The organism is Pseudomonas acericola (SeqCode), assembly GCF_053456465.1.
In genome coordinates, this window is sequence record NZ_JBRFJB010000001.1 from 1,044,205 (window position 1) to 1,056,229 (window position 12,025).

The 12,025-nt window shown below is 65.0% G+C and carries 10 protein-coding genes; all 10 read left to right on the plus strand.

Annotation, left to right across the window (positions count from 1 at the left end):
- Positions 1–184 precede the first annotated feature (184 nt).
- Genes ACU688_RS04840 through ACU688_RS04885 form a run of 10 tightly spaced genes read left to right on the plus strand, consistent with a single transcriptional unit; the run spans position 185 to position 11,881 of the window.
- Complete coding sequence (locus ACU688_RS04840) at positions 185–2,683, plus strand: TonB-dependent receptor plug domain-containing protein (RefSeq protein ID WP_448183839.1); 2,499 nt, start codon at positions 185–187, stop codon at positions 2,681–2,683.
- A 44-nt stretch (positions 2,684–2,727) separates the two neighbouring features.
- Positions 2,728–4,188: an FAD-dependent oxidoreductase gene (locus ACU688_RS04845; RefSeq protein WP_448183840.1), complete on the plus strand. Its 1,461-nt coding sequence runs from the start codon at positions 2,728–2,730 to the stop codon at positions 4,186–4,188.
- On the plus strand, positions 4,185–5,159 hold the full coding sequence (locus tag ACU688_RS04850; protein ID WP_124529993.1) for an ABC transporter permease: 975 nt from the start codon (positions 4,185–4,187) through the stop codon (positions 5,157–5,159). Before ACU688_RS04845 ends, ACU688_RS04850 begins: the two co-directional genes overlap by 4 nt.
- Entirely contained in the window at positions 5,156–6,040 is an 885-nt protein-coding gene (locus ACU688_RS04855; RefSeq protein WP_448183841.1) for an ABC transporter permease, read from the plus strand. The genes ACU688_RS04850 and ACU688_RS04855 overlap by 4 nt, the downstream gene beginning before the upstream one ends.
- Entirely contained in the window at positions 6,037–7,035 is a 999-nt protein-coding gene (locus ACU688_RS04860; protein ID WP_448183842.1) for an ABC transporter ATP-binding protein, read from the plus strand. Before ACU688_RS04855 ends, ACU688_RS04860 begins: the two co-directional genes overlap by 4 nt.
- A complete protein-coding gene (locus tag ACU688_RS04865) occupies positions 7,025–8,011 on the plus strand; it encodes an ABC transporter ATP-binding protein (protein WP_448183843.1) in 987 nt (328 codons plus the stop codon). Before ACU688_RS04860 ends, ACU688_RS04865 begins: the two co-directional genes overlap by 11 nt.
- Before the next feature lie 9 nt (positions 8,012–8,020).
- Positions 8,021–9,586 (plus strand): ABC transporter substrate-binding protein, encoded by a 1,566-nt coding sequence (locus tag ACU688_RS04870; protein WP_448183844.1) that lies wholly within the window; start codon positions 8,021–8,023, stop codon positions 9,584–9,586.
- The gene (locus ACU688_RS04875; RefSeq protein WP_448183845.1) at positions 9,586–10,839 is read left to right on the plus strand and encodes an acyl-CoA thioesterase/bile acid-CoA:amino acid N-acyltransferase family protein; all 1,254 of its coding nucleotides are present in this window, start codon (positions 9,586–9,588) and stop codon (positions 10,837–10,839) included. Before ACU688_RS04870 ends, ACU688_RS04875 begins: the two co-directional genes overlap by 1 nt.
- On the plus strand, positions 10,836–11,300 hold the full coding sequence (locus ACU688_RS04880) for a CMD domain-containing protein (RefSeq protein WP_448183846.1): 465 nt from the start codon (positions 10,836–10,838) through the stop codon (positions 11,298–11,300). The genes ACU688_RS04875 and ACU688_RS04880 overlap by 4 nt, the downstream gene beginning before the upstream one ends.
- Positions 11,297–11,881, plus strand: a complete 585-nt coding sequence (locus tag ACU688_RS04885) for a peroxidase-related enzyme (protein ID WP_448183847.1) — start codon at positions 11,297–11,299, stop codon at positions 11,879–11,881. Before ACU688_RS04880 ends, ACU688_RS04885 begins: the two co-directional genes overlap by 4 nt.
- Positions 11,882–12,025 lie beyond the last annotated feature (144 nt).

Consider the following 12,025-nt stretch of genomic DNA (forward strand, 5'->3'; position numbering starts at 1 on the left):
TAGTAGATGGAATAAGTGACGCCCTTTAGTATTCATTTACCGCATTCAGTGCGCTAATGAATAACGAAAACGAATAGATGGCTGTTCACCCAGCTCATCTCTCTTCGCGGACATCCAGCCGACCTCGGCAAATCGCCGCACGACCAGTCACACCCTTAATGGCGATTTCTCGGGGAGTTCCCAGATGCAACCCAGCTTTTCATCGACTGCATTTTTTTCACCGGCAGCCCTCGCGCTGACCGGCCTGTGCCTGGCGTCCGCGCCGCTGATGGCAGAGGAAGACCAGGACAGCGAACGCAAGAAAGCCGAGCCGGTGATGCAAACCGTGGTCTCGGTGGGCAACCGTGGCAACCAGCGCACCGTGGCGCAAAGCGCCGTGCCGATCGATGTGATCGGTGGCGAAGACCTGCAAAAGCAAGGCGGCAGCACCGCGCTGCGTGATGCGTTGGAGCATCTGCTGCCGTCATTCAACGTGGCCAAGGTCACCGGCGGCGCCTACAGCAACGTGGCGCGCGCTGCCGGTTTGCGTGGCCTCGGCGGTGGCTACGTGTTGGTGCTGGTCAACGGCAAGCGCCGTCACGGCGGTTCGGTGGCCTCGGAAAACTCGGTGCTGGTGGAAGGCTGGAACCCGGCTGACCTCGATCTGATCCCCATCAGCGCCATCGACCGCGTCGAAGTCCTGCGTGACGGCGCCGCCGCCCAGTACGGTTCGGATGCCATTGCCGGGGTGATCAATATCATCCTCAAGTCCGACAGCAGCGGCGGCAGTTCCAGCACCATGGCCGGGCGCCGTTCCCATTACGCCAGCGGCGTCGGCTCGAATGGCGAGACCTATCAGCAGACCTTCAACTACGGCCTGCCACTGCCCAACGACGGCTTCTTCAACTTCGCCCTCGACGCCAAGAAACAAGACAGCACCAAGCGCTCCGGCGTGGCCACCGGTGCGTTCTACTACCCGGTCAACGGTCAACCCGACCCACGGGAAAACACCGTGGAAAAGCGCAGCTTCGGCGGCGGCCTGCCGGAGATCGAGCAGATCAATGTGTCGTACAACGCCGAGTTGCCGCTCAACGACTCGACCTCGCTGTACTCCTTCAGCACCTTGGGCAAGCAGGACGCGCTGGTCTCCATCGGCTTCCGCCGGCCCAATTCCAACACCATCATCAACGAGCTGTACCCGGACGGCATCGCCCCGGATTTCACCTTTGACAGCCTCGACTACCAGAGCACATTCGGTGCCCGTGGCGATGACCTGGCCGGCTGGGGCTGGGACCTCAGCACCTCCTATGGCGCCAACCGCCAAAAGCAATCCACCGACAACAACCTCAACCCGTCCCTCGGCACGACGAGCCCCACCGATTTTACCTTGCAGACCAACACCTTCACCCAGTGGACCACCAACTTCGACCTCAACCGCAAGTTGGATATCGGCACGCGCAACCCGCTGAACTTCGCCACAGGCCTGGAGTACCGCTTCGAGCAGTACCGCACCGAATCCGGCGATGTGGATTCCTACCGCAACGGCAACTATCGCTACCCGGCCGGCCACCCGCGCGCCGGGCAACTCGCGGCCATTGGCGCCCTGGGCAATTACCTGCTGCTGCCGGAAGACGAAGTCAATCTGCGCCGCAGCGACTCGGCGGCGTATGTGGACCTGGGCCTGGACGTCACGGATAAGTGGTTTGTCGGCGCCGCTGGCCGCTTCGAGCATTACACCGACAGCTCGGGCAACACCTGGACCGGCAAGCTCTCGACGCGTTATGCCTTCACCCCGGAAATCGCCGCGCGCGGTGCTTTGAGCACAGGTTTCGTCGCGCCGTCGATGGTGCAGCAGGGCTACGCCAAGACCGGCCTGGGCCGCCGCACGGTGGGCAACACCACCCAGGACATCATGATCAAACGCGTGCAGACCAACTCCGCGATTGGCCGCGCCCTGGGCGCCGAAGACCTGGAACCGGTGAAGTCGCAGAGCGTGTCCGCCGGGCTGACCTGGACGCCGGTCAAGGACTTGAACGTGGCGCTGGACGCCTACCTGATTGACCTGCAAGACCGCATCGCGCTGATCAGCCCGCTGTCCGGCGCGGCAGTCGACCAGATCCTTGCCGCCAATGGCTTCTCCCACGTGCAGCAAGTGCAGTACTACGCCAACGCGTTCGACACTCGCACCAAGGGCCTCGACCTGGTGGCCGACTACACCCAGCACCTGGACCGCTTCGGCCGCCTGCGCTGGAACGTCGGCGCCAACTGGAACAAGGCCACGATCACCGACCTCAAGGCCAACCCGTCGCAGTTGCAAAGCCTCGGCCTGCAACGTTTCGAACGCACCGAACTGGGCGGTATCACCGACCTCACGCCCAAGAGCAAGTACATCGTCGGCCTCAACTGGCAGGTCAACGATTGGGATGTGGGCGTGCGCGCCACCCGCTACGGCAAGGTCAAGCGCCTGGGCAGCGGCACCACCGGCGTGGATGAAACCTTCAGCGCCAAGTGGATCACCGATGTCGACGTGACCTATGCCCTGACCGACAACGTGCGGGTCTCCCTGGGCGCCGACAACCTGTTCAACGTCTACCCCGACAAGCACACCGTGACCGACGTTTCCGGCGGTTCCTACTACTCGTCGATCTCGCCGTTCGGTTCCTACGGGGCGTTCTACTACAGCCGCCTGAACATCGACTTTTAACCCTTGCGGGCCGCGTGCCCGCTCACTTGATCGAGTACCCAACGATGCCGCACACCACCGCACCCATCGGTCTACCCGCCCTCGAAGCGCGCCTGCGCGAGGACCTGGCGTGGCTCGATCTGCCCGCCCAGCACTGGGTCAAACCGCGCCAACTGGACGGCCAGCCGCTGCTTGAAGTAGCGGTGATCGGCGGCGGCATGGCGGGCATGGCGGTGGCCGCCGAACTCGGCCACCTGGGGGTACGGGCAGTGGTGTTCGACCAGGCGCCCCAGGGTTTCGAAGGACCATGGGCAACCACGGCGCGCATGGAAACGCTGCGTTCGCCCAAGCAATTAAGCGGGCCGGCACTGGGCCTGCCGGCGCTGACGTTTCGCGCGTGGTTCCAGGCGCAGTTCGGCCTGGAGGCGTGGGATGCGCTGGACAAGATCCCGCGCCTGCAATGGGCCGACTACCTGCGCTGGTATCGCCAGGTGCTGCGCCTGGATGTGCGCAACCAACACCGTGTGACCCGCGTGCAACCCCAGGCCGATGGGCGCGTTGAGCTGCACATCGACGCCAACGGCCAGGCGCAGGTGTTCTCGGCGCGCCATGTGGTCCTCGCCACCGGACGTGACGGTTTGGGCGGCCCGTGGGTGCCGGAATTGGCGCGGCAGTTGCCCGGCGAGTACTGGGCGCATTCGGCCGATGGTTTGCAGGATGAGTGGTTTGTCGGCAAACGCGTCGCGGTGATCGGCGGCGGTGCGTCGGCGATGGACGCGGCGGGCACCGCGCTGGAAGCTGGCGCGCTGAATGTCGATTTGCTGGTGCGGCGCAAGGACTTGCCGCGCATCAACAAGGGCAAGGGCGCTGGCAGCCCGGGCATGACCCACGGCTACTGGCGCCTGCCGGACGACTGGAAATGGAGCATCCGTCACTACCTGAACCGGCAACAAGTGCCGCCGCCCCACGGCAGCACTTTGCGCGTTTCGCGCCACGCCAATGCGCGGTTCCTGCTCGACAGCCCGATCGAATCGGTGGCGGTGCAGGCCGATGGCAGCCTGTTACTGCACACCCCGAAGGCGCAGTTGCGCTACGACTTCCTGGTGTTCGCCACCGGCTTTCGCAGCAACTTCGATTTGCGCCCGGAGTTTTCGCCCTTTGCCCCCCATATCAAACTCTGGCGCGACCGCTTCACAGCCCCCGTCGGCCAGGAAGATCAGGAGCTGGCGCAACTGCCGGACCTCGGCCCGCTGTTCGAATTCCAGCCGCGCACGCCCGATGCCTGCCCGGGCCTGGAGCGTGTGCATTGCTTCAGCTACCCGGCGGCGCTGACCTACGGCGGCGTTTCCGGCGACATCCCGGCCATCAGCGAAGGCGCCAAGCGCATGGCCCAAGGCCTGGCCGGGCAGCTGTTCAATGACGACGTCGCGCTGCATTTCGACGCGATGCAACGCTACGCCGAGCCGGAGCTGCAAGGCGATGAATGGCACGCCGGCAGCCTGCGCGCCGAGGAGCTGCGTACATGACCTTATGGTTGCTGCGGCGCGTGGGCCAGGCCGTGCTGGTGATGCTGCTGATGACGCTGATCGTGTTCGTCGGCCTCAATGCCATCGGCAACCCGGTGGACATCCTCATCGGCGAAGACCTCAACCAGGCCGAGCGCCTGCAAGCCATTGCGCGCCTGGGCCTGGACCAGCCGCTGTGGCAGCAATACCTGAGCTTCCTCGACGGCGCACTGCACGGGCACCTGGGCAAAAGCTTCGTGCACCACGAAGACGCCTTGCAGCTGATTTTGCAGCGCTTGCCGGCGACCTTTGAACTGGCGTTCAGCGCCTTGCTCATGGCGATTGTGATCGGCGTGCCGCTGGGCCTGTTCGCCGGCCTGTACCCGGACCACTTCGCCTCGCGGCTGATGATGACCGGCAGCATTGTCGGTTTTTCCCTGCCGTCGTTCTGGGTCGCGCTGATGCTGATCATGCTGTTCTCGGTGCACCTCGGCTGGCTGCCCGCCAGTGGCCGTGGCGCCACCCGTGAGTGGCTGGGCATTCAATGGTCGTGGCTGACCCTCGACGGTTGGCAGCATTTGCTGCTGCCGGCGCTGAACCTGGCGCTGTTCAAAATCTCCCTGGTGCTGCGCCTGACCCGCGCCGGCGTGCGCGAAATCCTGCCCCAGGACTTCGTCAAGTTCGCCCGGGCCAAGGGCCTGTCTCCGCTGCGAGTGACCCTTATGCATGTGTTGCGCAACACCCTGATCCCGCTGGTGACCGTGCTCGGCCTGGAGCTGGGTTCGACCATCGCCTATGCGGTGGTCACCGAAAGCATCTTTGCCTGGCCCGGCGCCGGCAAGCTGATCCTCGACAGCATCAACACCCTCGACCGCCCCGTGGTGGTGGCGTACCTGATGGTGGTCGTGGTGATTTTCGTCAGCCTCAACCTGCTGGTGGACGTGCTGTACCGCCTGCTCGACCCGCGCGTACGCCTGGAAGGTGCGCAATGATCCGTGTGCAATCGTTGTGGCAACGTGGCGCGCTGGATTTCCTGCGGGCGCCGATGGCCATTGTCGGCCTGCTGATCCTGGCGCTGGTGGTGCTGGCGGCGTTGTTCGCGCCGTGGATCACCCCGCAAAACCCTTATGACCTGATGCAACTGGATGTGCTCGACGCGCGCCTGGCGCCCGGCGCCACCAGCAGCGAAGGGCATTACACCTATTGGCTGGGCACCGACGGCCAGGGCCGCGACCTGTATTCGGCGATTGTCTACGGCCTGCGCATCAGCCTGTTGGTGGGCGTCGGTTCGGCGCTGATCGCGGCGGTGATCGGCACCTTGATCGGGCTGGTCTCGGCCTATGCCGGCGGTTGGGTCGATGCGCTGTTGATGCGCCTGGTGGACCTGCTGCTGTCGTTCCCCGGCATCCTCATGGCGCTGATGATTCTTGCGTGGCTGGGCAAGGGCGTGGGCAATGTGGTGCTGACGCTGGTGGTGCTCGAATGGGCCTATTACGCGCGCACCGCCCGTGGCCAGGCGTTGGTGGAAAGCCGCCGCGAGTACGTCGAGGCCGCACGCGGCCAGGGCATCAGCCGTTGGCGCATCCTGGTCGGGCACATCCTGCCCAACTGCCTGCCGCCGCTGATTGTGATTGGCGCGTTGCAGATCGCCCGGGCGATTACCCTGGAAGCGACCTTGTCGTTCCTTGGCCTGGGCGTGCCGATTACCGAGCCGTCCCTGGGCCTGCTGATCGCCAACGGTTTCCAGTTCATGTTGGGCGATGAGTACTGGATCAGCGTGTTCCCCGGCTTGGCGTTGTTGCTGACGATTGTCGCGATCAACCTGGTGGGCGATCGCCTGCGCGATGTACTCAACCCGAGGTTGCAGCGATGAAGGCTTTGGATAACGCGGTACTGCCGGCGACCCTTGAAGTGCGCAACCTGTGCACCTCGTTCCACACCCGCGACGGCATTCTGCCGGCGGTGCGCGACGTGTCCCTGCGCCTGCAACCGGGGCGCATCCTCGGGCTGGTGGGGGAGTCGGGCTCGGGTAAATCGGTCACCGGTTTCTCCATCCTCGGGCTGGTGGATGCGCCGGGGCGTATCAGCGGCGGCGAGATTCTGTTCCAGGGCCAGGACCTGGTGCAGCTGCGCCCCTCGCAGCTTCGCCACCTGCAAGGCAATCGCATCGCGATGATCTTCCAGGACCCGATGATGACCCTCAACCCGGTGCTGCGCATCGACACGCAGATGATCGAAGCGGTGCGCGCCCACAACCCGATGAGCACACGCGAGGCACGGCAACATGCCTGCGAGACCTTGGCCTCGATGGGCATCGCCAGCCCCGAAGAACGCCTGCGTGCCTACCCCCATCAACTCTCCGGCGGCATGCGCCAACGGGTGGCGATTGCTATCGCGTTGCTGCACCGCCCGGACCTGATCATCGCGGATGAACCGACGACGGCGCTGGACGTGACCATCCAGGCGCAGATCCTCGGTGAAGTGCAAAAACTGGTGCGCGAGCAGGGCACCGCGCTGATCTGGATCACCCACGACCTGTCGGTGGTCGCCGGCCTCGCCGATGACGTGGCGGTGATGTACGCCGGGCGCATTGTCGAGCAGGGCAGTGTGGATGCGGTGCTCGACCAGCCGCTGCACCCCTACACCCAAGGCCTGATCGACAGCCTGCCGAGCCGCAACAGGCGCGGCCAGCGCCTGCGGCAGATCCCGGGGATGGCCCCGGACCTGCTGTCGATGCCCGTCGGTTGTGCGTTTGCCGAGCGTTGCAGCCGCGTCAGCAGCGCGTGCAGCGAACAACCCCAGCCCCTTGAAATAGAACCCGGTCGCAGCGTGCGTTGCTTCCATCCTGGAGTTGCCCATGGCCAATGAATCCGTGCCGTTGATCGAGTTGCAACAGGTCAGCAAGCAGTTTGGCCCGGCGCCGGGCGGCATGCTGCAACGCCTCGGGCTAAGCCGCCCACGCCCGCAGACGCGCGCCGTGGACAGCGTTGACCTGCGCATCGCTCGGGGCGAAGTGGTGGGGCTGGTGGGTGAGTCCGGCTGCGGCAAATCCACCTTGGGGCGCATGGTCGCCGGTTTGTTGCCGACGTCCAGTGGCCGCGTGAGCGTCGACGGCCAACCGATGCAAGGCTTGAGCGCGGCGCAAAAGCTCAAGGTGCAGATGATCTTCCAGGACCCTTACGCCAGCCTCAACCCACGGCTGCGGGTGGACCGCATCGTCGGCGAAGGCGCGTTGCGCCAGGGCCTCACCGACCGCGCCGGGTTTGACGATTACGTCAGCGCGCAACTGCGCCGCGCTGGCTTGAGCCCCGAGTTACGCCAGCGCTACCCGCACCAATTCAGCGGCGGCCAGCGCCAGCGCATCGGCATCGCCCGTGCCTTGGCGGTGCAGCCGCAATTGCTGGTGTGCGATGAGTCGGTGGCGGCGCTGGACGTGTCGATCCAGGCGCAGATCCTCAACCTGTTCATGGACCTGCGCGAGCAACTGGGCCTGACCTACCTGTTTATCAGCCATGACCTCGGTGTGGTCGAACACCTGTGCGACCGCGTGGTGGTGATGTACCTCGGCCGGGTGGTGGAGTCGGCCACGGTGGATGAGTTGTTCGCCCGCGCCAATCACCCCTACACCCAGGCGCTGCTGGCGCAGATCCCGCGATTTGAACTGCGGCGCAGCCAGTACCAGGCGATTCGCGGCGAAATCCCCAGCCCCTTGAACCCGCCGTCAGGCTGCCATTTCCATCCGCGTTGCCCCCATGCCACGGCGCGTTGCCGTGAAGAAATCCCGCTGCTCAGAGAAGTGTCGCCCGACCACCTGAGCGCTTGCCACCTCAACCTTGCCTCTTAGGAACTTGCCATGAAGCCCTTGCTGCTGACGTTACTGACTGCCGCGCTGATGAGCGGCGCCACCGGGGCATCCGCCCAGTCCTTGCGCATTGCCTATGCCGACCCGGTGTCGTCGTTGGACCCGCAACTGAACAACCACGCCGGCGACCGCTCGCTGGCGCTGCACGTGTGGGAATCCCTGCTGGACCGTCGCGATGACAAGAACCTGCCGGGCCTGGCCGAGAGCTGGAAAGCCATCGACGCCAACACCTGGGAATTCAAGATCCGCCAGGGCGTGAAGTGGCAGGATGGCCAGCCGTTCACCGCCGACGATTTGGTGTTCTCCCTGGAGCGTGCGCGCAACGTGCCCGGCAGCGTCGCGCCGTATTCCAGCAGCCTGCGCACGGTGGAATCGGTGAGCGCGCCGGACCCTTACACGTTGCGAGTCAAGACCTCGGTGCCGAACCCGTTGCTGGTGCAGAACATCGACTCGGTGTACATCGTCAGCCGGCATATCGGCGCCACGTCCGGCACCGAGGATTACAACAGCGGCAAGGCGGTGATCGGCACCGGGCCTTATCGCTTGGTGTCCTACGCCCAGGGCGACCGCACGCTGTTCGAGCGCAACAAGGATTACTGGGGCACGCAGCCGCTGTGGGACACGGTGGATTATCGTTTCATTGCCAACCCGGCCGGCCGCACCGCCGCGTTGCTCGCGGGCGATGTGGATGTGATCGACAAGGTTTCGCCGCAGGACGTGAAGAAGTTGCAGGCCACGCCGAGCGTCAAGGTGTTTGCCTACCCGGGGTTGCGCGCGCTGCTGATCCAGCCAAGCTTCCGTGCCGGGCCGAATGAGTTTGTGCGTGACAACGCCGGCAAGCCGCTGGCCGAAAACCCGCTGCGTGATGTGCGGGTGCGCCAGGCGCTGTCGCTGGCGATCAACCGCAAGGCGATTGTCGAACGCATCCTGCAAAACACCGTGACCGAAGCCAACCAATGGATGCCCGCCGATACCATCGGCTACAACACCGACGTCAAGAACATCCCCAACGACCCGGCCCAGGCGAAAAAGCTGCTGGCCGACGCGGGCTTCCCGGACGGTTTCCAGTTGACCGTACACGTGCCCGGCGACCGTTACCCGCTGGCCCCGGAAAGCATGCAAGCCGTGGCGCAGTTCTGGGCCCGGATCGGCATCAAGGTGGATTTGCAGGTGGTGCCCTGGTCGGTCTACGCCGCCCGCGCCAATAAAAACGAATACGCCGTCACGGTGATCGCCTGGGGCAATGGCACCGGCGAGGCGGGTTATGGCCTGCTCAATGTGTTGGCCAGCGCCGACCCGAGCAAGGGCCAGGGTTCGTCGAACTGGGGCCGCTACAGCAACCCGCAGGTGGACAAGGATCTGGAGCTGTCGTCGGCCGAGTTCGATGACGCCAAGCGCGAAGCGATCCTGCGCGATTCGGTGCAACGGGTGAGCGACGACGTGGGCATCCTGCCGCTGTTCCACTACCAGAATATCTGGGCGGCTCGCAAAGGCCTGCGCGTTGATCCGCTGGTCAGCGACCGCACCACCGCCGCGATGGTGACGGAGGAAAAGTAATGGCGCGTTTGGCAATTACGCCTCTCGACGGCCTGTTGGATGAGCCGCGCCACATCGTCGTCGAAGGGCTCGCGCCGGGCGCGCACGTGACGTTGACCAGCCGCACCTTGCGTGGCGGCGGGCGCGCGTGGCGCAGTGCGGCAACGTTTGTGGCCGACGCGCAGGGGCGGGTGGATCTTGACCGGGATGCGCCGGTGGCCGGGGATTATCACGGTGTCTCGGGCATGGGCTTGTTGTGGAGCCAGCATCTTGAACAGGGCCACAGCGCGGCGGTGTTTCCCGATGCGGTGCTGGAGCCGTTGCACACCCGTATCGAGGTTCAGGACCAGGCGCTGGTGTTGGTGCAACGCCTGGCCGCTGCTGGCGTAACCCGGCGTGAAGTGCGCGAAGACGGCCTGGTGGGCACCTTGTTCCAACCGCCCGGCGCGGGGCCGCATCCGGCGGTGATGGTGCTCAATGGCTCCGGCGGCGGCATCAACGAAGCCCGCGCGGCGCTGTATGCCTCGCGGGGTTACAGCGCGTTGGCGTTGGGCTATTTCAAGGCGCCGGGGCTGTCGGATTACATCTCCAACACGCCGCTGGAGTACTTCGAGACTGGGCTGGCGTGGATGCGCCGCGAGCTGGCGCCGGCCGATGACTTTATCGCGCTGAGTGGCCAGTCCCGTGGCGGCGAGTTGGTGTTGTTGCTGGCCAGCCTGTTTCCTGACTCCGTCGCGGCAGTGGTTGGCTACGTCCCGAGCGCGTTGGTGCATGGCGGGCAGGCCGCCGCCGACCCGAGGGTAGGGCGCGATGGCCCCGCGTGGTTGTATCGCGGCGAGCCCCTGGTGCATGTGTGGAACCACAATCGCCATGCAAACTGGGCCGCCCGCGATGCGGGGTTGCGCAATGCCGTGTCGATGAACAGCGCCCTGGAGGATGCCGATGCGGTGGAGCGTGCGCGCATCCCCGTCGAGCGTATTCGCGGGCCGGTGCTGACCTTGACCGCTGGCGATGACGCGGCGTGGCCGTCCAGCCGTTTCGGGCAGATGGTCGGCGCGCGGCTCCAACAGTTCAATCACCCCTGGCCGGTGCTGCAACGGGATTTTCCGCTGGCCGGCCACAGCATTTTGCTGCCCTACATACCCACCACCTACGCCGATGACGGCCAGCCTGAGGCCAACGCCCAGGCCAATGAGCAGTCATGGCACGCGGTGCTGGAGTTTCTGCAAAACGCCGTGGCCGAGCGCCGCGCGCAATCCAAGGAGTTGCAATGAACAATCCTGCGTTACCCGACCTGCTGACCCACCTGCTGCTCGGCGCCGACAGCCCGGTGCAAGGCTTGCGCCAGGCGCGGGCGAAAGTCACCGACGCCACCGAAGGCAGTTACCAGGCGCTGTTTGCCGAGGATTTGCCCGGCAGCCTGAGCTTGCAGGAACGCCTGCTGGTGGCCGAATACGCCAGCCAACTGACCCCGCAGCCGGAGCTGGCCGCGCACTATCTGGAACGCCTGCAAGCGTTGCCCGCGAGCGAGGATTCGCCGCGTCTCAAAGCTATCCTCGACTTCACCCGCACCCTGGTGCTGAAGCCCGTGGAAGGTGATCGCCAGGCCCTGACGGCGTTGCTCGACGCTGGTCTGGAAACCATCGACGTGGTCACCCTCGGCCAGTTGATCGCCTTTATTTCCTACCAGGTACGCCTGGCCAGCGGGCTCAAGGCCCTGGAGCAACTGCGATGAGCGCACCCCTGGATATCCAAGGCTTCACCAACCGCAGCCTGGGCTGGAAAGCCTGGCTGCCGACCCTCGACCTGGCCCAGGCCAACCCTGCGCAGATCGCCGTGCTGGAAGAGAGCCATCCCCAGGCCAAGGTCTCGCAGTACTACCTGACGCTGATCCACCAACCCGAAGTGCTGCGCCAACGCTCATTGGCGTTCAACGCGATCATGTACGCGCCGGGCGGGCTGTCGCGGGCCGAGCGCGAGTTGGCCAGTGCGGTGGTGTCGCGCATCAACGAATGCGTGTTCTGCGCCTCGGTGCATGCCCAGCGGTTTGAGCAGTTGGCCAAGCGCAATGAGGTGATTGCCCAGGTGTTCGCTGATCCATACACGGCCGGTACGACGCCACGGGAGCGGGCGATTGTGCAGTTTGCGATTGACCTGACGCTGGTTCCTGGAGAGATCGATGCCGCGTCGTTGGTGCCGCTGCGTGAGCAAGGGTTGGGGGATGGCGAGATTCTGGATTTGATCCATGCGATTGCGATTTTCGCCTGGGCGAATCGCCTGATGCTCAACCTGGGAGAACCGGTGTGGCCTGATTAAGTGTGGGAGCGGGCTTGCCCGCGATAGCAGCGCCGCGGTGTCACTGCCATACCGAGGTGCCCGCATCGCAGGCAAGCCAGCTCCCACACAAGCCAGCTCCCACAGTTGGAATGTGCTGTGTCAGTGAACATTGCGAAATGTTTC